Origin of the sequence: Acidovorax sp. ACV02, from assembly GCF_014851475.1 — a bacterium.
In the GTDB taxonomy this organism is placed as follows: domain Bacteria; phylum Pseudomonadota; class Gammaproteobacteria; order Burkholderiales; family Burkholderiaceae_C; genus Acidovorax; species Acidovorax delafieldii.
Genome location: NZ_JACUZU010000003.1, coordinates 61,735 through 83,324, shown reverse-complemented (window position 1 = coordinate 83,324; position 21,590 = coordinate 61,735). Strand labels below are relative to the sequence as shown.

Sequence of the window (21,590 nt, the reverse complement as noted above, 5' to 3'; positions counted from 1 at the left end):
CGCGGTGTGTCCCGCCATCACTCTGCGAAATCTGCAAAGTCCGCCAGCAACTCCAGCACGCCCTCCACGGCGGGCGAGGGCGGTGGCTGGTGGCGGTGCGCCACGGCCATGGGGCGCATGAGCGGCGGTTGCAGCGGGCGGATCTGGACATCGGGCGTGCCCTGCAGGTCCTCCACCTCCTCCATCGGTAGCAGTGCGGCGCATTGGCTGGCCACGGCCAGGCTTTTGAGGGCGCCAGGGTAGCTCAGCGCCAGAAACGGGCGCGGATGGTGCCCCGCCTGACCAAACCAGTTGGCAATCAATCCGTGCATCTGCGTGGCGGGCGCAAACGATGCCCAGCGTCGGCTGGCCAGCCAGTCGGGGCCGATGCGGTCTGGCGCGTCCCACGCGGCGGGCAGCAGGGCCACCATGGGGTCGTTGCGCCAGGGTGTTTGCTTGACTTCGGCCAGCGGGGGCTGGGGGCTGGCGACGATGGCAATGTCCAGCGTACCCGCCTTGAGGCGCTGCATCGACTCAGCCGAGCCAACGGCCTCCAGGCGGATTTCTACACCGGGGCTGCGTGCCGCCAGCGCCTCCAGCATGCGTGGCAGCAGCCGGGTGCTGACACCCGCCGACACTCCCACCCGCACCATGCCTTCGCGGCCCGACGCGTGGCGCCGCACGCGTTCCACCAGGTCATCGCTGGCCAGCAGCAGCTGGCGGCCTTCGCGCACCAGCACCTCGCCAGCGGGGGTGAGGTCGGCCTGCCGCCGCCCGCGCACCACCAGCTCGGCGCCCAGGCGCGATTCCAGTTCCTTGATGTGCATGCTCACCGTGGGCGGCGCGAGGTGCAACGCCTGCGCGGCGGCCGCAAAGGTGCCCAGGTCGGCGATGGCGATCAGGGTTTGCAACTGGTCGAGATTGAGGTTACGCATCAGCTTTTATGAAGTGAATCGTCATTGAATTCAACTTTACAGATGGTAAGCCCGGTGAGAGCATTGCGGGGCCATGAAACACCCGCATCCCCACACCACTGCCCCCAGAGCCGTCTCTGCTTCAAACCTTGTGGGCCGCCAGCGACCTGTGCGAACCGTTGCCATAGTCGTGTTTCTGCATGCGCTGCGTTGGGCCGTGGCGGGCGCGCGCAACGCCAGGGATCGGTGGGTTGCCGCTGCGGCGCGCGCCGAGCGGCGCGTCACCGAGCAGTTCAGGGTGCCCCCAGGTGGGGGGTGAGATCCATATTTGAGTGAAATTGGCGTGTAGCGCAGGTAATTCATGCGCTGGTAGCTATCATTTCAGGAGTGATGGCTGGTTGCTGGTCAGCTGGCAGTCGCCTGCGCCGCAGTCCGCCCCCCCCGCAGTGTCATGGGTATAACGGTGCATCCGACGTGTGTGGGGCCTGAGGGTGCTTACTTGCGCTGGTTGAAATGGCTCTCGACTTCGGCGGTATGGCCGGCATAGCTCTTGGAGATGGGCCAGGTGCTGCACAGGCTGGTGCGCAGCCGTTGGCCTGATTGGAAGGCGAACACCATGTGCTCGGACCCCTTGGCGAACCGCACGCCGCAACTTCCCTGGTCGCCCCGAGTGTGCACCGTGATGGCTGGGGCCTGATCGCCTTTGTAGATGGTCGTGGGCCTGAAAAGGGCTCGGTGCTCGTTTTTGTTCGCAGGGTCGACGGTCTCTTCTGTCACAACCCCTTTGAACACGACCGTGGCCTGTGGAGCATTTGCTTGCGCAGAGGCGAGCTTGCAGCTGCATGCATAGGTGTTGCTGGAGGCCAGCCAAGCCATGGCGGTAGCGCAAAAGATGGTGGTGAATGGCTTCATATAGGGCCTTGCTCAGAGGATGGAGTGGGGCAGCTATCGATTCGGCAGTACCGGTGCTGCAGTCGTGCTGGGGCAGTTCAAGGCTGGTGACGGGCGCTCGTTGCCAACAGTGATGCGTTCGTGACGCCGGGCACCGATCAGGCTGCAGCAACGTGCTCCGCGATGGCTTGTCCCACTTGTGTTGTGCTGGCGCTTCCTCCCAGGTCCGGCGTGCGCGGCCCGCTCTTGATCACCTCTTCGATGGCCGCCACGATGGCATCGTGTGCCAACCTGCCCGCGCCCTGGCCGTGGGTGAGGAAGTCCAGCATCAGCGCCCCCGACCAGATCATCGCAATCGGGTTGGCGATGTTTTGGCCGTAGATGTCGGGCGCGGAGCCGTGCACGGGCTCGAACAGGCTGGGGAACGTGCGCTCGGGGTTCAGGTTGGCCGAGGGCGCCAGGCCGATGGTGCCGGTGGTGGCCGGGCCCAGGTCGCTCAAGATGTCGCCAAACAGGTTGGTGGCAGCCACCACATCAAAGCGGCCGGGCTGCAGCACAAAGCGGGCGGTGAGGATGTCGATGTGCTGCTTGTCCAGCGTGACCTCGGGGTAGGCCTGGGCCACGTCGTCGGCACGCTGGTCCCACCAGGGCATGCTGATGGCGATGCCGTTGCTTTTGGTGGCCAGGGTGACATGCTTCTTGGCCCGGCTTTGCGCCAGGTCGAACGCGAACTTCAGCAGGCGGTGGGCGCCGTGGCGGGAGTAGACGGATTCCTGGATCACGATCTCGCGGTCGGTGCCCTCGTACATGATGCCGCCCAGTGACGTGTACTCCCCCTCGGTGTTCTCGCGCACCACGCAGTAGTCGATGTCGCCGCGCTTGCGGCCCGCCAAGGGGCAGGGTACGCCTTCGAACAGGCGCACCGGGCGCAGGTTGATGTACTGGTCGAACTCGCGGCGGAACTTGAGCAGCGAACCCCATAGCGACACATGGTCCGGCACGGTGGCGGGCCAGCCCACGGCACCGAAGAAGATCGCGTCCATGCCCGCCAGCTGCGCCTTCCAGTCGTCGGGCATCATTTTTCCGTGGGCGGCGTAGTAGTCGCAGCTGGCCCAGTCGATGGCAGTGGTTTCGAGCGCAATGCCAAAACGCGCTGCGGCGGCTTGCACCACGCGCAGGCCTTCTGGCAGCACTTCTTTGCCAATGCCGTCTCCGGCGATGAGGGCGATGCGGTAGGTTTTGGGGGCAGCGGAGGAGGTCATCAAGCGGTCCTTGCAATGGTTTCGAGGGTGCGGCTGCAGGGTGCAGCCAGCGGCATGGCCTGCATTGTTCCCAGCGCTTCCGATAACTACAATCCGCTAACTGTGGCCTTATCCTTCACACATCGTGCATAAAAATCCTGCAGCGGAAGACCTGCGCGTGTTCACGGCCGTGGTGCGCAAGGCCAGCTTTGGCGGCGCCGCCACCGAGCTGGGCACTTCGCCCGCCTACGTCAGCAAGCGCATCCGCCTGCTGGAGCAGGACCTGCAGGTCAAGCTGCTGCACCGCACCACCCGCCGCGTGGCGGTGACGGAGGAGGGCGAGCGCGTCTTCCACTGGGCGCAGCGCATCCTGGACGACATGGAGCAGCTGATGCAGGAGGTAGCGGTGACGCGCAGCGAGCCGCGCGGGCTGCTGCGGGTGAGCAGCAGCTTTGGTTTTGGCCGCCAGATCGTGGCGCCCGCGCTGTCGCGGTTGGTGGAGCAGCACCCGGGGCTGCAGGTGCGCCTGGAAGTGTTCGACCGGCTGGTGGATGTGGCGGGCGAAGGGTTTGACCTGGACGTGCGCGTGGGCGACGAAATTGCGCCGCACCTGATCGCCCGCCGCCTGGCCGACAACCACCGCGTGTTGTGTGCAGCGCCTGCCTATCTGCAGCGCAAGGGCTCGCCGCGCACGGTGGCCGATCTGGCCGCGCACGACTGCCTGGTGATCAAGGAGCGTGACCATCCATTTGGCGTGTGGCGCCTGCGCAGCGGTGCGCAGGAAGAGTCGGTCAAGGTGCGTGGCCCGCTGTCGGCCAACAACGGCGAGATGGCCGTGCAGTGGGCGGTGGACGGACGTGGCGTGGTGCTGCGCTCGTTGTGGGATGTGGGCGCGCACCTGCAGACCGGGCGCCTGGTGCAGGTGCTGCCGCAGTGGCAGCAAGAAGCCAATGTGTGGGCCGTCTACCCCACGCGGCTGGAGCGCTCGGCCAAAGTGCGGGTGTGCGTGGAGTTTTTGCAGGCGCTCTTTCGCGACGGGTGGGCGTCGCGCAGCGCAAAGACCGGTGTGGGCGCAAACGCCTCGGTTTGAAGCAAAAATAGCTGTCAGCGCACGTCTCACATGCGCTGACAGCTATCAAAAAGATACCGGTCGTACCGTGGGCACGACCGCAGGGGCGATCAGCCCGCCAGTGCCGCTTTCACGGCGGCCGACACCTGGCCCATATCGGCCTTGCCCGCCAGGCGGGTCTTGACCACGCCCATGACCTTGCCCATGTCGCCAGGGCCCGATGCGCCCACCTCAGCCACGATGGCCTTCACGGCAGCCAGCGTTTCTTCGGCCGACATGCGCTCGGGCAGGTAGGCCTGCAGCACGGCCATCTCGGCCTTTTCCTTGTCGGCCAGGTCCTGACGGCCTGCGCTTTCAAAGGCAGTGATCGAGTCCTTGCGCTGCTTGATGAGCTTGTCCACGATGGCGACCACAGCCGCGTCGTCCAGCACGATGCGCTCGTCCACTTCCTTTTGCTTCATCGCAGCCTGCAGCAGGCGGATGGTGCCCAGGCGCTCGCTGTCCTTGGCGCGCATGGCGGTCTTCATGTCTTCGGTGATCTGGTCCTTGAGGCTCATGGCGGCTTCCTTGGTTGGTTTTAGACAAGAACAGGGGTTTGCCAAAAGGCTTTCTGGCTAGGCGTCAACGCCGCAGACAGTAGTGCTGCTACGGCAAGGCGTTGCAACGACGCCAGAAAGCCTTTTGGCAAACCCCAAAAACAAAAACCCGCGCTTGGCGTCCCTAGCGCGGGTTTGTCGGCACTCCGTATCAGGACGGGGCCAAAGCGGTACTTAGTACAGCTTCTTGGGCAGTTGCATGCTGCGAACGCGCTTGTAGTGACGCTTCACGGCAGCAGCCTTCTTGCGCTTGCGCTCGGCGGTGGGCTTTTCGTAGAACTCACGGGCGCGCAGGTCGGTCAGCAGGCCGAGCTTTTCAATGGTGCGCTTGAAGCGGCGCAGTGCAACGTCAAAGGGTTCGTTTTCTTTTACGCGGATCGTAGTCATTAGCTAATGTTTTCCAAATGGTGCCTGCAGAGGGGCTTGGGGAGATCGGGCCTCAAGTCCGTACAAAGCGGTTTCCCCGTCTGTAACTAGTATTTGGCCGACGGGGCATTGCCAGCAAAGCCGGAGATTATAGCCTTTATCCACGCCCAGAGTGCAAGGATTGCCAGTCTGTCCCCGAACAGGGCGTCCAGTGGGCTTCTCACAGCCGGGCCGCACCGCAATGGCGCGGAAGTTGCTTCGTGTTGTAACACTCCTATTCACCGGTGGAGAGCCCTGGCCATCCGCCCGGGCGGCCCCGCCGCAGACACCATGGCATTCATGCACCGCGTATCGGGTTGGCTGGGCCGGCTCAGTGTGGGCCGCAAGCTCATGCTCATCTATCTGCTGGACCTGACGGCGGTGATCTACGTCTCCAGCATCCTGATCCACGAAAAGTACCTGGCGATTGATTTCACGCGCAAGGAGGTGGTAGGCACGACCTACGCGGCCGTGGTGCGCGATGGGCTGATGGGGCAGTTCCTGGATGCTTCGCAGCAGCCTCCGCTGGTGGCCGACGTGCTGACCCGCCTGGACGCCGTGCGGGCAGCCCACGACGAACAACTGCACACGGCCGATGTGGGGCAGCGTTTTGGCGTGGCGCTGCAGCAGCTGACGGGCCAGCCCCAAGGGGGCGCTCCAGCTGCTGATCCGCAGACGCTCACCCGGCTGCGCAGCCAGCTGCTGCGCGAGGGGCGTGAGCTGCTCACCACGGTGGGCAACCAGTCCAACCTGATCCTGGACCCGGACCTGGACAGCTACTACGTGATGTCGCTGGTGGTGCTGCGGTTTCCCGAGCTGCTGCAGGCGGTGCATGACACCGTCAGCTTCCTGAACGCGGCGCCGTCGCGGCGCGGGCCGCAGTGGTCGTCCGAGCTGCTGACGCTGGTGGGGCGGCTGGATGCGGTGATGCTGGGCATCGAGTCGGACTACAACCAGGCCTTCATTGCGGGCTCGCCCGAGATGCGGGCCGCGCTGGTGCGCCAGCGCGAGGCGCTCAAGGCGGCGCAGGAGGGCTTTCAGGCCTTGCTGCAGGGCATTGCGTCGGGCGAGTCACGCCTGACGGTGGCGCAAGTGGGTGTGCAGGAGGCACAGGTGCTGGGCGCGCTGCGCGATGCCTGGTCGGTGGGCATTGTGGACCTGGAGCGTTTGCTGAACCAGCGCGCCGACAGCCTGTTTGCCCGCATGTGGTTGCACTTGGGCACGGCGCTGGTGCTGCTGGGCTGCATCCTTTCGCTTGTCACCCTGGTCGCCCGCCAGATCGCCAAACCGCTGCAGCAACTGGCCCGCGTGGCCGACGAGGTGCGCAAGAGCGGCGACCACACGCTGCGCGCGCACTGGGCCAGCCGCGACGAGATCGGCCGCCTGGTTACCGCTTTCAACGAGATGCTGTCCCAGCTCGACCGCGACCGCGTGCTGCAGCAAGAGCTGGCCGCCAGCGCCCGTGCGGCCGAGGCGCAGCGCGAGCTGGTGGAGGCCTTCCCCATCCCCATGGTGGTCACGTCGATTCCCGAGCACGAGGTGCTGCACTCCAACGCACCCGCGGCCCACTGGCTGGGTGGCCGCAAGACCGACCCCTGGGCCGTGGGGCTGGAGCCCGGCGTGCGCGCGCGCTTCTTTCAGCGCCTGGCAGACCAGGGCTCGGTCGATGAGTTTGAAGTGCGCTGGAAGGGCAGTCCCGAGCCCTCGTGGGCCGTGCTGTCGGCGCGGCGCCTGCAGTTTCAGGGGCGCGACTCGGTGCTCACGGCCTTCACGCCCATCAACGTGCTCAAGGTGATGGAGCAGCGCCTGGAGCTCTGGGCCAAGGTGTTCGAGGCCTCGTCCGAGGGCATCATCATCATGAACGCCGAGCAGCAGATCATCAGCGTGAACAAGGCGTTCTGCCGCAGCACGCACTATGACTTCTACGAGGTCATTGGCGAAGACCTGGGCTTTCTGCTGGAAGAGGCGGGCGCCGAGCCGCTGTCGGTGCAGATCCAGCGCACCATGCTCGACAAGGAATCGTGGCAGGGCGAGGTGCGGTTTCGCCGCCGCTCGGGCGAGACCTACCCGGCCTGGCTCATGGTGTCGGCCGTGCGCGAGGGCAAGGGCGGTGCGGTGGCCAACCACATCGGCATTGCCATCGACATCACCGACCGCAAGCTCAACGAGGAGCGCATCCAGTTCCTGGCTCACCACGATGTGCTTACCGAGCTGCCCAACCGATCACTGTGCGTGCAGCGCCTGCAGATGGCGCTGGCGCAGGCGCCCATCACGGGTGAAAAGGTCGCGGTGCTGTTCATCGACCTGGACCGCTTCAAGGCCATCAACGACACGCTGGGCCACCACATTGGCGATGGCCTGCTGCGCTCGGTGGCCGCGCGCCTCACGCAGGCCGTGCGCAGCCGCGACACCGTGAGCCGCCTGGGCGGCGACGAGTTTGTGGTGGTGATGCGCGACGTGGCCGGGCGCGAGGATGTGCAGCAGCTGGTGGAGCGGCGGCTGATCCCGCTCATCCGCCAGAGCCACCCGGTGGAGGGGCATGAACTCAATGTGTCCTGCAGCGTGGGCATCGCCGTGTACCCCGAGGATGGCAGCGACATTGACGAACTCATGCGCCGCGCTGACGCTGCCATGTACGAGGCCAAAACCACCGGCCGTGACATGGCGCTGTTCTATTCCATGGAGACCGACCAGCGTGCGTTGGCCCGCCAGACCATGGAGCAGCAACTTCGCCGTGCGCTGGAGCGCCACGAGCTGAGCCTGCACTACCAGCCCCGCCTGAGCGCCCAGGGCACCCAGCTGCTGGGCGTGGAGGCGCTGCTGCGCTGGACCAGCCCGGTGCTGGGCTCCATCCCTCCCAGCGAGTTCATCCCCATCGCCGAAGAGACCGGCATGATCCGCGCCATTGGCAGCTGGGTTTTGCAGCAAGCCTGCGAGCAGTGGGTGCGCTGGCAGCAGCTGGCGCTGGAGGCGGGCCCGGGCGATGCCTTGATGCCACACCCGCTGGCCCGGGTGTCGATCTCGGTCAACCTCTCGGCCGCGCAGATGTCCGACCCCGCGCTGGTCACCGACATCGAGGCACTGCTGCTGCGCACCGGCATGCCGGCGCACCGGCTGGAGCTGGAGATCACCGAGTCCCAGCTCATGGACAACGCCCATGCGGCCGAGCAGCAACTGGCGGCGCTCAAGGCGCTGGGTGTGCAACTGTCCATCGACGACTTTGGCACCGGGTATTCCAGCCTGGCCTACCTCAAGCGCTTTGACATCGACCGCCTCAAGGTGGACAAGTCCTTTGTGCGCGACATGCTCGCCAACCCTGCCGACATGGCCATCACCCGCGCCATCATCGCGCTGGGCCACACGCTGGGCCTGCGCATCGTGGCCGAGGGCGTGGAAGACCTGGCCACGGCCCAGGTGCTGAGTGCGCTGGATTGCGAGGAGCTGCAGGGCTACCACTTCAGCCGGCCGCTGCCCGTCCCGGAGCTGGAGGCCTGGGCCCGACAGCATTGCGGATTGTTGACGCGAGAGGCTGCGGCAGCGTAGCGGTCAAGCGGGCGCTGCGCACGCGCGGGACGCCGGGCAAGGGCCGCCCTGCAGCGAGGGCGTCGTCCCCCTGCCCGCGCAGCGTAGCGTAGCGAGAGCGGGGGGAAGGCCCGTAGGGCCTCAGGGGGGTGTTGCTGCCAGCGCCTGCGCACAGGCATGCGCGCTGGCCCAGGCCCACTGAAAGTTGTAGCCGCCCAGCCAGCCTGTCACGTCCACCACCTCGCCAATGAAGTACAGGCCGGGCTGCGTCTTGCACTCCATGGTCTGCTGCGACAGCGCGCGCGTGTCCACGCCGCCCAGCGTTACCTCGGCTTTCTTGTAGCCCTCGGTGCCCGTGGGCGTCAGCTCCCAGCGCGCCAGCTGCTCCGCCAGGCGCGCCAGGGCCTTGTCGCTGGCCTCGTTGATGGGGCGCTGCCAGTCGGCCTCGCGGCTGGCCCAGGCGTCGGCCAGGCGGCTGGGCACCAAGGTGGCCAGCTCGTTGGCCACCAGCTTGCGCGAGCGGGCCTTGCCCTGCGACAACGCGGCGGGCAGGTCCACCGTGGGCGCCAGGTTGATGGCCAGCGGCGTGCCCTCCTGCCAGTAGCTGGAGATCTGCAGCACCGCCGGGCCCGACAGGCCCCGGTGGGTGAACAGCAGGTCTTCGTCAAACGCCATGCGGGTTTTCTTGGCCCCTGTGCTGATCTGCACCGGCAGCGCCAGCCCCGCCAGCTGCGCATACGGCGCCCAGCCCGCGCCGTCAAAGGTCAGCGGCACCAGGCCCGGCTTGCGCTCGATGAGCGGGATGCTGAACTGCTGCGCGAGCCGGTAGCCAAAGTCGGTGGCGCCGATCTTGGGGATGGACAAGCCGCCGGTGGCAATGACCAGCGCACCCGCCGACACCGGCCCACGATCAGTATCAATTTGATAGCTGCCCCGGCATGATTCACTAGCGCTTGATGCCAAAAAGTCTATTTTTTTGACGCTACAGGGCTGCCAGCGGGTCACACCACCCGCCTCGCACTCGGCCAGCAGCATGGCAATGATGTCCTCGGCCGAGCGGTCGGCAAACAGCTGGCCCTTGTGCTTTTCGTGAAACGGGATGCCGTGCTTTTGCACCAGCGCGATGAAGTCGGCGGGCGTGTAGCGCGACAGCGCCGAGCGGCAGAACTGCGGGTTCTGCCCCACAAAGTGTTTGTGCGGCGCGGCCGGGTCCAGGTCGCGGTTGGTGAAGTTGCAGCGCCCGCCGCCCGAGATGCGGATCTTTTCGGCCACCTTGTCGGCATGGTCGATGAGCAAGACCTTCAGGCCCCGCTGGCCCGCCTGGCCCGCGCAGAACAGGCCGGCAGCGCCGGCGCCGATGATGATGGCGTCAAAAAATGGAGTCGTCGGCACTGCGTTCGGATGCGGGGGCGCAAAAAGACCCTGATTGTGCCGCCATTGGGTGTTGCAGTGTTGTGGCCAAGGGAGCCCATTGGTGTGCGCCGCATAGGGGTGTTTCTGTTGGTAACGAAGCGGAGGCCATGGCTTCTCTTTGCTGTGACCCCCAATAATGAGCGCTTGATCAAAGGAGAACCTGTGGACGTGACGTCTCGATTCGATACTCAAGTACCGGCCATTACACGCCGCCGGTTTGGTCAATGGGGCTTGGCGGCCACAGCTTCCGGTGTGGCCGGCTGTGGCGGGGGAGGGGGTGGCGAGCCCGCAGTAGAGCCGCCCGTCAAAGCCGGCACACTGGAAATGGTGGCTGGCGCCTTGGGCGGTGGCGGGTTCGCCTTGCAGCAAGGCGCCATGGCGCGTTTGCCCGCAGATTTGACGGGGCCTGCGTTCAATGCCCAGGGTGACCTTCAGTTCGTTGGCCTGTACGGTTGGGACTGTCGCGTGGGGTGCAGAAACCGGCAGGGGGTGTCGTCATTTGCCAGGACGTACCCCTGGTCTTTTCGTGGCTATCTGTTTGACGCCCTGGGCCGTTACCTTGTGGAAACGGGAGCCGGAAGTGTTCATTTTTTGCAGGGGGAAACGCCTGTCCTCCTGGCGGGCGGTGGGTCGAACACCGCGCTGGTGGATGGAGTCGGTGCGCGTGCTTCCGTCTTCCGGTTCGATTCACCCTTGCTGGCCCAGGACGGGCTCGTGTACTTCATTGATACAGACCACCGCTACCAACCGGTGTTGCGTACCCTCGGGACCGATGGAGCCGTGAAGACCCTGTTGCCGCTCCCCCGGGGGAGCCAACTGCTGGAATCCGCCACCGGCGGAGTGCGGCGGTACACCAAGTTTGCGACCGAACCCTCTGAATGGGCGGACCTGGTGCTGGAAGGCGGTGCCTACCAATGGCGAGTCCTTCCCACCCAGTGGCCTTTTGATTTGTGGACACCGCTGAGGAAGGTCCACGGAGCCCAGGATGCGTATTGGGCGCTTGCTGGCGAGCAGGGCGCGCGGGAGTTCCGCATTGCGCAGCTGGATTTGTCGGGCCGCACGCTGGCCGTGGGGTGGAAGGTGCGGGGCGGCCAGGCGACGGTGGTTCAAGGGCCGTCGAACATGACTCCGACCTCCTTGTTTGTGGCGTGCAGTGATGGTACGGCTGAGGGTGGGACGGAGATCGTGGAATGCAGGTTGGAGTTTCCGAGCACGGCGGTCTACAGGTGGTTGGGAGTGCAATCCAATCCAGGCGAGGTAGATGGCCAAAACCAAGCGCGGTTCAGCTTCCTCAGAGGCGTCGAGGCCTTGCCTGATGGGGCAGGCGGTTTGATCTTGCTGGAGAACCAGCGAGGCAACTCGTCGGACGCTGCTCCTGTACCGGCCCTCCGGTCGGTCAGTGCCGCAGGCCAGGTGAGTACATGGTCGCTGGAGCCTCGGGGGAACCGTATTGCCATTGCCTACGGGCATCTGATCGCCTATGACGCCCAAGACCGCGCCTTGGTGCGGACTTCTACGAATGGCCAGTCTGCGTGGCAGACGTGGGTCAGTTCCAGCCATTTCGCGTCCGGAGGGAGGCACGACCCGGGTGTGCAAGTCTTGCGCACCGATACGACAGGGCTGCTGTGGTTTGCCACGCGCTATTCGCCACAAGCCGGCGATGGCGATGTGTACTTCGGCAGGGCCAATGGGAATGCGCTGGTTGGCACGATTGATGCCAATGGGCAGGTGAAGATTGTTGCAGGGGATACGCAGGCTCTATACACGCCTCAGAGCTATCCCCCGCTGGCGCAGCGCCCCTGGTACATGGACATTGCTGACATGGCCTTTGAGGGTGGCACTGCGCAGGTGTCGTGGGTGTTGTGCAACCGTGTGGAGCTGGATGGCTCCACCACCCTTGTGCGGTTCCATCCCGAACTGGTGCGCATCGACACCCAAGGAATCCAGAGATTCCCGTTGTCTTTGGAGATAGACCGCAATCTGCCGGAGTTCTTCCGGGAGCCCTTCAAGCAGATCTGCGTTATACCCGGCCGACCTGGTGAGGTGTTTCTCTCCAGCGCCTGCGGTGTGCACCGGTGGACGCAGGCCAAGGGGTTGGAACTGCTTGCCGGTCAGGCCGCGCCGACGCCCGGCGGTGTTTTGCTCGGGCCGTTGCCAGCGGGACTGAACTTGGTGAAGTTCCTGGCCCCCGGGGTTGACCGGCGCAGCCTGTACGTGGGTAGCGAAAACAGCGTGCTGAAGCTGGTGCTGCCCGATTAATCCGCGTTACATGCCATTCCTCAGGCGCCGTACCTACAGCTGAGCCGTCAGGGCGTGCGCCGAGGGGCTTGATAAGCGGCTGGACACTGATGGCGAAACTCGGCAAGTTGTACCAAGGGTCTGTCCAGTGCAGAACGTCCAGCCTGCACCTAGAAAGCCGCGCGCAGCGTCACGCTCAGGTTGCGCGGGTCCGCATAGTTGCCGTAGTCCAGGTTGGCCCAGTACTTCTGGTTGGTCACGTTGTTCACGGCCACCGTCGCGCTGACCTTGGGGTTGAACTGCCAGGATGCGCGCAGGTTGAGGATGGCCTTGGGCGACTGCTTCACCGTCACCGTGCCGCTGGGGTGCGGGATGTTGAAGCCCTCGATGGTGCTTTGCCAGGTCAGGTTGCCGCCCACCGCCAGCGGCGCCAGCGCGCCCGAGAGCTGGTAGTCCGTGCCCAGTTGCAGCAGGTAGTCGGGCATGTTGGCGTAGATCAGGTCGGTGGGGGCACGCGTGACCTTGGCGCGGGTCAGGCCAGCACTCACGCGCCACTGCCGGGTGGCCATGCCCGCAAACTCCAGCTCGAAGCCGGTGGACTTCGTGCCGTTCACGGCCACGTAGGGCAGGCTGCCGTCGGGCAGCGGTGTGGTGATGGCGCTGTCGCGCACGCCGAAGTTGTCCTGCTTGGTCTGGAACACCGCAAAGTGCGCCTGGATGCGGCGCTCGAACAGCTCGGCCTTGAGGCCGGCCTCGGCATTGCTGCCGACGACTGGCGACAGCGGATTGTTGTTACGGTCCTTGTAATTCTGCGGGTTGAAGATGCGCGCGTAGCTGGCGTAGGCCGACAGGGTGGGCGTGATGTCGTACACCGCGCCGATGAAGGGCGTGACCTTGCGGTTCTCGTCCTGGATGGCCGAGCGGCCTGCATAGCTGCCGGTGGTGCCATAGGTGTCGGAGTGGCGGTGCCAGTCGGTCAGGCGCAGGCCGGTGAGCACCGACAGCGGGTCGGCCACGCGCCAGCGTGCCGAGGCGAACAAGCCCGTCTGCTGCGTGATCTGTGTGCGCCATGCGCCAGTCTTGGAGTACGTGGGCGCAGGCGCGTTGCCGTCCCAGGTGTAGATGTTGGGGATCACATAGCTCCAGCCCGCCACGGACGTGTAGCCATCGGTGCGCGTGGCAGTGCGGGTGGAGCTCATGCCCACCACCAAGTCGTGCTTGCGGCCGCCCAGCTCGAACTTGCCCGACAGGTAGGCGTCTACCGTGTCCTGCTTTTCGCTGCTGCCGCTCACGGCGGCATACAGCGTGGTGCCCGCGCCGGTGGCCGGGTTGATGAATGGGGCCTGGCTGGTGGTGGCGCCATAGCCGTAGGTGCTCAGGCGGAAGGTGTTGCCCTCGGTGTGGTTCAGCGCGGCCTTCAAGCTCCAGTCGTCGTTGATCTGGTGGTCCAGCGTGGCGTAGAGCGTGCCCGAGGTGCGCTCCCAGCGCGTCCACGATGGCGAGAAGCTGGTGGAGATCGGCAGGTCGATGGGCTCGCCCGTGGTCGCAAAGCGCGGGATGGTGCCCCAGATCGGCGCCTTGGGGTCGTTGGACTGGCGCTGGTAGCCCAATGACACCACGGTGGCGGTGCCGATGTCGGCCTCCACCGCGGCGAGCAGGGCGGTCTTGTCCTCGGAGTAGCGGTCGCGGAAGCTGTCTTTCTTCTGCGGGGCCACGACCAGGCGGCTGCGCACGCTGCCGTCGCTGTTGAGCGGTGCGTTGATGTCCAGCTCGCCCCGGTACAGGTTCCAAGAACCCGCCGTGAGTGCCACAGACGCGGCGAACTCGCGCTGTGGGCGCTTGCGGATCATATTGATGGTGGCCGAAGGCACGCCCACACCGGTCTGGATGCCGTTGGCGCCGCGCACGATGTCGATGCGCTCGTACAGCGCGGTGTCGAACTCCTGGTTGGTGCTGCTGCTGTAGCTGGGCAGTCCGTCGGTCTGGAAGTCGGTGATCTGGAAGCCCCGCGCGTAGTACAGCGGGCGCTGCGTGTCGTAGAAGCTCACGGCAATGCCGTTCACGTTGCGCAGCACGCTGTCGATGCTGGTGAGCGACTGGCGCTCGATCTGCGCGCGCGTCACCGTGCTGACGGACTGCGGCGTTTCACGCGGCGTGAGCTGAAGGCGGGTGGATGCGCTCTCGCGCGCACCCGACACGGTGACGCTGTCCAGCGCCTTGGGCTCCACGACCTGGTCGGTGTTGGCTGTGCCCGAGAGGGAGGGTTCGGCGGCGGGCGCTGGTGACTCGGCGGCGGTCTGGGCACTGGCGGTGCCCGCTAGGTTGGCTGCAAGGAAGGCGGCCACCGCCAGAGGGTGGAGGGCACAGACAAGGTGTCTGCGGGGTGCGTGCATGAAAGGGCTCCTGGGGGAAATGCGATGACAGGCTGGCTGGCAACGCTCCTCCGACGGGACGCACGGCTGGCTGGGATTTGTAAAATTTTAAATACAAATGGGAATTATTCGCAAAAATGCATCCGCTGTGGCATCCAAGGTGCGGGTTTTTGTTGTTCTGGCGGCACAACGCACCGGGTGGGACGCAGCCCGCTGCACCCGGTAGCCAGAGTGATGCCTTTGCGCGGCGCTGTGGTGGTCACTGCGGCACGGCCACGCGGTGTGCCATGCCCTGTAGACCCGCTGGCGCCAAAGCAGCCAGCGAATGGCGGTGCAGCGCTTGCCGATAGCACGGGCTATCGGCAGCGCACCGCGCCTTGCATCCCATCGCGGCAAGGTACTTGTGCGACTCCAAAAAGACTTTGAACAGGCTCTTACTGCCGATACACCCCGCCCGAGCCCACCACGGCGATGTCCACGTAGTTGGACCCGTGGTGGTTCTGCGCGCTGAACTGGTAGCTGAAGCCGCCCAGGTCCAGATTGCCCAGGCCCTCCATGGCCGTGACCAGGCTGGCGCGCGTGACGCCAGGCCCCGCAGCGCGCAGGCCTTCAATGAGCACGCGCGCGTCCATGTAGCCGGTATAGCGGTCGTAGTCCACGGGCTTGTCGTAGCGCTTCATGGAGGCCTGAAAGTCGCGCGTGAGCGCAATGGTGGGCTTGGTGGGCGAGGGGCCCGTACGCGCCACCGCCAGGCCACGCGCATCGTCGCCCAGCGCCTTGAGCACAGCGGTGCCTGCACCCAGCGACAGGGTGTAGATGGGCACGCCCAGGTGAGCGCGGTTGGCCCGCACATAGGCCACTACCGACGGGCCTGCCGCCACCAGCAGCACGGCCTGCGGCTTTTGGGTGGCCAGGGCCTTGGCGGCTTCGTTCGCGTCTTCACCCGACGAGGCCAGCGCATGCGACCCCGCCAGCGTCGCGCCTTCAGCGGCAACCGTCTTTTCGACCAGGGGCAGCAGCAGTTTGCCGAAGTCATTGTTTTCGTAGGCCACAGCAATGCGCGAGGTCTGCACGGCCACCAGGTTGCGCACGATCTTCACCAGTTCGTCGGCATAGCTGGCGCGGGTGGTGAAAAGGTAGGGGTGCTGCTGCGCGCGGACGGCGGGGCTGCCGGTGTACACGGAGATCAGCGGCAGCTTGGCCTGCGCCAGGTAGGGCAGCAGCGTCATGACCTGCGAGGTGCCGGCCACGCCAAACAGTGCCAGCACGCCGTCTTTTTCGCTCAGCTGCTTGGCGTTGTCCAGCGCACGGCGGGCGTCAAAACCATCGTCCAGCGACACCAGCCGGATCTTGCGGCCACCGATGCCGCCCTTGGCGTTGGCGTCTTCCACGGCGGCTTCCTGCCCCTCGTGAATGGGCGACAAAAACGGCGCCATGCCGCCTGACAGTGCGGTTGAGCGGCCGATGAGGATGTCTCCCTTGCCGCCGCCGGCGGGCTGTGCGCGGGCGGGCAGGCCAGCCAGGGCCGCGCTACCGGCCAGCGCAAGGACCAGGCTGCGGCGGCGCGCCAGGGGCAGCACGTGGTCGGCGGGCCATGCATTTGCATTCGGGGTCTTCATCACACAGCATCTCCAGCAAAAAACCGATTCAAAGGGCTGCGAGGCCCCGAAGAGCGGCGATGGTAGGAGGGCGCTGTGCCCGGCACGCACCGGGTTTCTACCGGGGGCGCGTCATCTTAGGGACATGTGTCTATCCACACGCGGCTCTGTCGGCACCCGCGCAAGACGGTGCGATTCGCCCCGCCCCATGCGGCGCGGTAGCATGTGGCATGGACCTGCCGAGGACAACACCATGACTTTGATCCGCTACGCCCTCTGTGCCCTGGCGCTGGGCTGCCTGGCCCCCGCCTGGGCCATCAACAAGTGCACGGACGCCAATGGCAAGGTGTCGTTCCAGGACGCGCCTTGTGCGGGCGAGGGCGAGAAGATCGACGTGCGCCCCACCACCCGTGGCGCCACCCCGGTGCAGCCCCCCGTAGCGCCTTTGGCCGAGGGCGCGTTTGGCCCCACCTGGCAGCGCAAGAACTACCTGCAGACCCAGGGCATCCCCCAGGCGCGCGCCGCTATCGAGCGCAACCAGCGTGAATGCACAGCCCAGCCCAATGCCGTGGCCACGGCAGGGCCGCTGCGGCGCGGCAACCTGCCGTCGGGCAACCAGTTTGTGCAGGAGGGCGCGGAAAAGGCCGCCGATGCCAAAGCCGCGTGTGAAGAACGGACCGAGGCCCTGCGCGAGCAACTGCGGGTGCTGGAGCGAGAGCTGGCGGCGATGCCCTGAGACAGCGGCCCTGTCAAAGAGAACTCTTCACCCCTTCCAGGTGAACGGAAACTTGAACTGCTTCACAAAGCCGTTGGGCACGTAGTCGCCCAGCACGCCATAGTGCTCGGGCCAGAGCTTGGTGCTTTTGACGGCGGTGCCAAACAGGTAGTCCAGAAACGCGAAGTGCGCGGCGTAGTTCTTGTCGAGCGCCTCCTGGTCCTGGCTGTGGTGCCAGTGGTGGAAGTTGGGCGTGACCAGCACGTAGCGCAGCGGCCCCAGGCGGACGCTCACATTGGCGTGGTTGAACACGGCCTGGAAGCCCACCACCACGATGTATGCGTCGATCACTTCCTTGCTAAAGCCCAGCACATAGATGGGGGCCAGCACCAGCGTGCGGGTGATCAGCAGCTCCAGGATGTGCTGGCGCGAGCCCGCCATCCAGTCCATGCTTTTGACGCTGTGGTGCACGGCATGCAGGCGCCACAGCAGGGGCACCTCGTGGTAGGCGCGGTGCGTCCAGTACTGCACCAGGTCGGCCACCAGGATGATGAGGAACAGTGCCACCCAGAAGTTCAGCCCCTGCACCCAGCCGCGAATGCCGTCGCTGGCCGCCCAGCCAAAGAACTTGTGCACTATGAGGTTGGTGGCCAGCAGCACAAAACCCACCACCATGTGGTTGACGATGAAGTGGTGAAAGTCCGTCTGCCACTCGGCGCGGAAGATGGGCTGGTCTTTGCGCAGCGCAAACAGCTTCTCGATGAAGATGAAGATCAGCGAGCTGCCCAGCAGGTCCAGGATGAACCAGTCGAGGCCGATATAGGGTGTGTTGTCGGGGAAGTTGGGGTCCACCTCCACCTTGTGGCCGCCCAGCAGCGCGGCAATCGCCACGATGGCAAACGCGAAGGTGGCCAGCCAGCGGGCGCGGTTGAACAGGATGTTGACCAACGAGATGCCGCCCGCAATTGCCATGGCCACCAGCATGATGTTGCGTATCACCGCCACGTCGTAGCTCTTGCGCAACTGCGGCGTGGTGAGGTACTCGGGGAAGTGAAAGGCCAACACGCCCAGAAGGCACAGGATGGCCAGCGTGAGTGCAATCACGCCCGACACCAGCCCCTTGCCGGTGCGCAATGCGCCGTGGCTTTCGGTGAATTCGTTGAGTTTTTCTAGTTCGATCATCGGTTCCTCCTCGCACCCGGTCAGCAGGTGCTGCGCGAGTGTATCGAAGCCGCCACCCGCTGTGCACGGGGCTCAACTTGCACGCGACGCAGCACACGCAGCTTTCTAAAATCGCTGCATGAACATCCCTTCACACCAACTCAGCATGACCGTGCTCATGTCGCCCGACATGGCCAACTTTTCGGGCAACGTGCACGGCGGCGCCATCCTCAAGCTGCTGGACCAGGTGGCGTACTCGTGCGCCAGCCGCTATTCGGGCTGCTACACCGTGACGCTGAGCGTGGACCAGGTGATGTTTTTGCAGCCCATCCATGTGGGCGAGCTGGTGACCTTTCTGGCCAGCGTGAACTACACGGGCAGCTCGTCGATGGAAGTCGGCATCAAGGTGGTGGCCGAAGAGATCCGTTCGCAGGTGGTGCGGCATGTGAACAGCTGCTTCTTCACCATGGTGGCGGTGGATGAGGCGCGCAAGCCCGTGCAGGTGCCGCCACTGTCGCCTTCCACCCCCGACGAGCGCCGCCGCTGGGACGCTGCGGTGATCCGCAAGACGCTGCGCAAGGAACTGGCACAGCGGTTTCAGCAAGTGCGAGAAACCGCCGGGCAGTAATCCGTTGAGTGGGCGCCTTGAATGGACGCCTTCGAAGGCCCTGGGCGCATTGCCCCGGGCCTTTTCTCTGCCTCTCACGCTGTGCTGCTCAGGCCGCGTTGCGGCTGCGTCCGGCCAATGACACCGCCTGCAGGGACAGGCCGTCAATTTCGTTGGTGATGCCTGACAGCACATTGGCCACCACCGCAAACTCGCGCCCGTGCTGCCCGGCACGCGCTGCCATCACCTGGGCGTTGAAGCTGACCACCTTGGCCTCGCGGGCCACGGTCTGGATCGAGGCCACGATGCCGGCCAGCTCTTTCATCAGGGTTTCGGACTGCGCCTTGCTCACCTGGTCGAACGCGGTGGTGGCCGTGTTGAGGGCGTCGAGCACCCCGTCGGTGGTTTCGACCAGCCTAGCCAGGGCGTCTTCCACGCGCGGGCTCTGGCGCTCGGCCAGGTCCAGCGCCGTGCCCACCTGCTGGGCAAACGCGTCGATGGTGGCGCCCACACCCTGGGGGCCGTGGTAGGCCTTGCGGATGATTTCGCCGCTGGCGGCATCGAGGTGGCGGGGCGTGTCCACCAGCCGGGCCTGGCTGTCGGTGAACAGCGTGAGCGAGCTGCGCGCGGCCTTCAGGTGCAGGTCGCTGCCGCGCGCGGCCAGCACGGTTTGCAGCACCATGCGCTGCGACAGCATGCGCTGGCGCGCCGCAAGATTGACGAGCGACATGCCCCCATCGCGCGATGGAGCCTGTGCAGGGGACGACAGCGTGGGCATGCTGGAAGTGCGTGCGGGGAGGGGGAAGGCTGCCATGGTGTTCCTTGTGCGTGTTGCATTCAGATGCATGTCTTCAAGCAATACCCGGGCCAATGTGCGTACAGCTGCATGACCCAATGCGGTGCTGTGGAGCGGGAGGCCAGGCTTGATGAAACACGCGGCTGCGCTGCGCGTGGGCGTGCCTTGAAGCACATTGGTTTGCGCTCGCGCACGGTGCATCCCCGACCTGCGCAGCGCGCACTCGGGCCCGTGGAATTGTGGGGGGTCGTTGTGTGTGCTCAGCCCGCGCGCCGGGCCTGCAACGGCACGGCGCCAGCGTCCTGCACGGCCAGTGCGACACCGCGCACCACATCGCCCACCACAATCACCGAGGGGCTGGCCAGCCCTTCGCGGGTGATGGTGGCGTGCAGCGCACCCAGGGTGGTGATGGCATGCCGCTGGTGGGGCAGGCTGGCGTGCTGGATGACGGCGACCGGTGTGTCTGCGGGCAGGCCGGTGAGCAGTTCTTGCTCGATGGTGGCGGCGCCGCTTACGCCCATGTAGATGACCAGCGTGAGCTTGGCGTCGCGCGCCGTGGCGGCCAGTTGGCGCCAGTCGGTGCCCGCGTCACCGGGCTTGGCGTGGCCGGTGACAAACACCACGCCGTGGGCATGCTCACGGTGCGTGAGCGGTGCGCCCAGCGAGGTCAGGCCCGCCAGGCCTGCGGTGATGCCGTTGATGACGGTGACCTGCACACCGGCGGCACGCAGGTGCTCCACCTCTTCGCCACCCCGGCCGAAGATGAAGGGGTCGCCGCCCTTGAGGCGCACCACGTTCTCGCCTTCGTTCACGGCCATCAGCATCAGCTTTTCGATGAAGGCCTGTGGCGTGCTTTTGCAGCCGCCGCGCTTGCCCACGTAGACGATGCGCGCCGTGGGCGATGCGTGCTCCACGATGGCATCGCTCACCAGATCATCCACCAGCAGCACGGTGGCCGCCTGGATGGCCTTGAGCGCCTTGAGGGTGAGCAACTCCGGGTCGCCCGGGCCTGCGCCCACCAACGTGCAGCTGCCGCCGGTGCCCAGGTGGGGTGGGGCTGTGGGCGATGTGGTGGAAGGCGTGGGGCGGCTCATGGGGATGTCTCCGAAACGGTTTGATCGACCAGTCGCAAGATATGTTCCACCTGCCGTTCGATGGCGTGTGGAATGGGCAAATCGCCCGCCAGCACCTGGCGCGTGTAGGCGGCTGTGGTGGCCACATCGATCTCGGCGGGCAGACCGGGCACCTCGCTGGCCGTGCCCGGTTGTTGTGCCTCCAGCACCGTATGCACGCCGTGCACAAAACCGTCGTAGCGGGGGGTGCGGCGTGGGTCCGTGGCGACCTCGCCCTCCAGCCCGCGCGAGAGCAAGGCGTTCATCCCCAGGGTGCGGAAGGTGCTCTGCAGCATCTCGAAATATTCGGGGTGTGTGTACGCCGTGACCACCACCGACGGCCCCGCGCACGGGCTCATCAGCTTGACCACACTGTGCCCTGGGTTGCGCAGGCCCACCACCTCGCGCACGGCCAGCAGGCGTGCCAGCCCTGCGTGCAGGTGCTGGGTGTGGATATGGCGGACCGTGCCATTTGCTATCTTTTCAGGAGCTGTCAGGGCAGGTACTTCTAGCGCATTGAGCACATCCGATGCCAAAACGCGCCGCGCCTCGGTGCGCATGCCGTGCAGCAGCACGGGCAACCCTTCACGGGCCAGCAGCAGCGCCAGCAGCGGCGTCAGCACCGGCAGCTTGCGTGCGCCGTTGTAGCTGGGCAGCACGATCAGCGGGCGGTCGCTGGCGGGCAGCAGCGCCAGGCGGCTGTGCGTGGCATCCAGAAAGCCGCACATCTCCTCGGACGTCTCGCCCTTGATGCGCATGGCCAGGCAGAAGGCGCCAATCTCCAGGTCGGTCACGGCGCCATCCAGCACCTGGCCGAACAGGTCCGTGGCCTGCTCGCGCGTCAGCGGCTTGGCGCCGCGCGCGCCGCGGCCGATTTCCTTGATGTACTGGCTAATGCCCATGGCTTTTGTTGGCGGGACTTGTGAAACAGGGCGCCAGCGTCGTTGTTTCGGCTTGCCGT

At 65.8% G+C, this 21,590-nt stretch carries 17 protein-coding genes; 5 read left to right on the top strand and 12 right to left on the bottom strand.

Annotated elements, in window-relative coordinates:
* Window positions 1-17 precede the first annotated feature (17 nt).
* From IB236_RS07700 to IB236_RS07690, 3 genes are all read right to left on the bottom strand, one after another.
* Entirely contained in the window at window positions 18-914 is an 897-nt protein-coding gene (locus IB236_RS07700; RefSeq protein ID WP_192419878.1) for a LysR family transcriptional regulator, read from the bottom strand.
* Window positions 915-1,388: 474 nt separating this feature from the next.
* On the bottom strand, window positions 1,389-1,805 hold the full coding sequence (locus IB236_RS07695) for a hypothetical protein (RefSeq protein ID WP_192419876.1): 417 nt from the start codon (window positions 1,803-1,805) through the stop codon (window positions 1,389-1,391).
* 137 nt (window positions 1,806-1,942) lie between these two features.
* Window positions 1,943-3,046, bottom strand: coding sequence for a tartrate dehydrogenase (locus IB236_RS07690; RefSeq protein ID WP_192419874.1), 1,104 nt, complete (start codon window positions 3,044-3,046; stop codon window positions 1,943-1,945).
* A gap of 124 nt (window positions 3,047-3,170) precedes the next feature.
* On the opposite strand from IB236_RS07690, the gene IB236_RS07685 reads away from it, so the two are divergent.
* Window positions 3,171-4,115 (top strand): LysR substrate-binding domain-containing protein, encoded by a 945-nt coding sequence (locus IB236_RS07685; protein WP_192419872.1) that lies wholly within the window; start codon window positions 3,171-3,173, stop codon window positions 4,113-4,115.
* 89 nt (window positions 4,116-4,204) lie between these two features.
* Here the strand turns inward: IB236_RS07685 and IB236_RS07680 are convergent, their stop codons facing one another.
* Window positions 4,205-4,651 carry a GatB/YqeY domain-containing protein gene (locus IB236_RS07680; RefSeq protein ID WP_192419870.1) on the bottom strand — a complete coding sequence of 149 codons (447 nt, stop codon included), beginning with the start codon at window positions 4,649-4,651 and terminating at the stop codon, window positions 4,205-4,207.
* Window positions 4,652-4,864: 213 nt separating this feature from the next.
* The gene (gene rpsU / locus IB236_RS07675; RefSeq protein ID WP_007833691.1) at window positions 4,865-5,077 is read right to left on the bottom strand and encodes a 30S ribosomal protein S21; all 213 of its coding nucleotides are present in this window, start codon (window positions 5,075-5,077) and stop codon (window positions 4,865-4,867) included.
* Between the two features lie 309 nt (window positions 5,078-5,386).
* Between rpsU and IB236_RS07670 the strand changes: the two genes are divergently transcribed.
* Window positions 5,387-8,638, top strand: a complete 3,252-nt coding sequence (locus IB236_RS07670) for an EAL domain-containing protein (protein WP_192419869.1) — start codon at window positions 5,387-5,389, stop codon at window positions 8,636-8,638.
* Between the two features lie 120 nt (window positions 8,639-8,758).
* Here IB236_RS07670 and IB236_RS07665 read toward each other — a convergent pair whose 3' ends face one another.
* Complete coding sequence (locus tag IB236_RS07665; protein ID WP_192419867.1) at window positions 8,759-10,009, bottom strand: NAD(P)/FAD-dependent oxidoreductase; 1,251 nt, start codon at window positions 10,007-10,009, stop codon at window positions 8,759-8,761.
* A 183-nt stretch (window positions 10,010-10,192) separates the two neighbouring features.
* Between IB236_RS07665 and IB236_RS07660 the strand changes: the two genes are divergently transcribed.
* Window positions 10,193-12,289, top strand: a complete 2,097-nt coding sequence (locus IB236_RS07660; protein WP_192419865.1) for a hypothetical protein — start codon at window positions 10,193-10,195, stop codon at window positions 12,287-12,289.
* 149 nt (window positions 12,290-12,438) lie between these two features.
* Here IB236_RS07660 and IB236_RS07655 read toward each other — a convergent pair whose 3' ends face one another.
* Window positions 12,439-14,661, bottom strand: a complete 2,223-nt coding sequence (locus IB236_RS07655) for a TonB-dependent siderophore receptor (protein WP_192419863.1) — start codon at window positions 14,659-14,661, stop codon at window positions 12,439-12,441.
* A 413-nt stretch (window positions 14,662-15,074) separates the two neighbouring features.
* Window positions 15,075-16,259, bottom strand: coding sequence for an ABC transporter substrate-binding protein (locus tag IB236_RS07650; RefSeq protein ID WP_192419861.1), 1,185 nt, complete (start codon window positions 16,257-16,259; stop codon window positions 15,075-15,077).
* Window positions 16,260-16,491: 232 nt separating this feature from the next.
* Between IB236_RS07650 and IB236_RS07645 the strand changes: the two genes are divergently transcribed.
* Entirely contained in the window at window positions 16,492-16,974 is a 483-nt protein-coding gene (locus IB236_RS07645; protein WP_056058397.1) for a DUF4124 domain-containing protein, read from the top strand.
* 27 nt (window positions 16,975-17,001) lie between these two features.
* On the opposite strand, the gene IB236_RS07640 is transcribed toward IB236_RS07645, so the two are convergent.
* Window positions 17,002-18,135, bottom strand: a complete 1,134-nt coding sequence (locus tag IB236_RS07640) for a sterol desaturase family protein (protein ID WP_056743951.1) — start codon at window positions 18,133-18,135, stop codon at window positions 17,002-17,004.
* Between the two features lie 118 nt (window positions 18,136-18,253).
* Between IB236_RS07640 and IB236_RS07635 the strand changes: the two genes are divergently transcribed.
* Complete coding sequence (locus tag IB236_RS07635; protein ID WP_056058237.1) at window positions 18,254-18,742, top strand: acyl-CoA thioesterase; 489 nt, start codon at window positions 18,254-18,256, stop codon at window positions 18,740-18,742.
* Between the two features lie 88 nt (window positions 18,743-18,830).
* On the opposite strand, the gene IB236_RS07630 is transcribed toward IB236_RS07635, so the two are convergent.
* From IB236_RS07630 to ybiB, 3 genes are all read right to left on the bottom strand, one after another.
* Window positions 18,831-19,535 carry a type IV pili methyl-accepting chemotaxis transducer N-terminal domain-containing protein gene (locus IB236_RS07630; RefSeq protein WP_056743954.1) on the bottom strand — a complete coding sequence of 235 codons (705 nt, stop codon included), beginning with the start codon at window positions 19,533-19,535 and terminating at the stop codon, window positions 18,831-18,833.
* A gap of 242 nt (window positions 19,536-19,777) precedes the next feature.
* Entirely contained in the window at window positions 19,778-20,611 is an 834-nt protein-coding gene (gene cobA / locus IB236_RS07625) for a uroporphyrinogen-III C-methyltransferase (RefSeq protein ID WP_099730841.1), read from the bottom strand.
* Window positions 20,608-21,531: a DNA-binding protein YbiB gene (gene ybiB, locus IB236_RS07620; RefSeq protein WP_056743957.1), complete on the bottom strand. Its 924-nt coding sequence runs from the start codon at window positions 21,529-21,531 to the stop codon at window positions 20,608-20,610. The genes cobA and ybiB overlap by 4 nt, the downstream gene beginning before the upstream one ends.
* Window positions 21,532-21,590 lie beyond the last annotated feature (59 nt).

Excerpts from the sequence above, each read along its gene's own strand:
- IB236_RS07700 (WP_192419878.1), bottom strand. The coding sequence starts at position 914 with ATGCGTAACCTCAATCTCGACCAGTTGCAAACCCTGATCGCCATCGCC.
- IB236_RS07695 (WP_192419876.1), bottom strand. The coding sequence starts at position 1,805 with ATGAAGCCATTCACCACCATCTTTTGCGCTACCGCCATGGCTTGGCTG.
- IB236_RS07690 (WP_192419874.1), bottom strand. The coding sequence starts at position 3,046 with ATGACCTCCTCCGCTGCCCCCAAAACCTACCGCATCGCCCTCATCGCC.
- IB236_RS07680 (WP_192419870.1), bottom strand. The coding sequence starts at position 4,651 with ATGAGCCTCAAGGACCAGATCACCGAAGACATGAAGACCGCCATGCGC.
- rpsU (WP_007833691.1), bottom strand. The coding sequence starts at position 5,077 with ATGACTACGATCCGCGTAAAAGAAAACGAACCCTTTGACGTTGCACTG.
- IB236_RS07670 (WP_192419869.1), top strand. The coding sequence starts at position 5,387 with ATGGCATTCATGCACCGCGTATCGGGTTGGCTGGGCCGGCTCAGTGTG.
- IB236_RS07655 (WP_192419863.1), bottom strand. The coding sequence starts at position 14,661 with ATGCACGCACCCCGCAGACACCTTGTCTGTGCCCTCCACCCTCTGGCG.
- IB236_RS07650 (WP_192419861.1), bottom strand. The coding sequence starts at position 16,259 with ATGAAGACCCCGAATGCAAATGCATGGCCCGCCGACCACGTGCTGCCC.
- IB236_RS07645 (WP_056058397.1), top strand. The coding sequence starts at position 16,492 with ATGACTTTGATCCGCTACGCCCTCTGTGCCCTGGCGCTGGGCTGCCTG.
- IB236_RS07640 (WP_056743951.1), bottom strand. The coding sequence starts at position 18,135 with ATGATCGAACTAGAAAAACTCAACGAATTCACCGAAAGCCACGGCGCA.
- IB236_RS07635 (WP_056058237.1), top strand. The coding sequence starts at position 18,254 with ATGAACATCCCTTCACACCAACTCAGCATGACCGTGCTCATGTCGCCC.
- IB236_RS07630 (WP_056743954.1), bottom strand. The coding sequence starts at position 19,535 with ATGGCAGCCTTCCCCCTCCCCGCACGCACTTCCAGCATGCCCACGCTG.
- cobA (WP_099730841.1), bottom strand. The coding sequence starts at position 20,611 with ATGAGCCGCCCCACGCCTTCCACCACATCGCCCACAGCCCCACCCCAC.
- ybiB (WP_056743957.1), bottom strand. The coding sequence starts at position 21,531 with ATGGGCATTAGCCAGTACATCAAGGAAATCGGCCGCGGCGCGCGCGGC.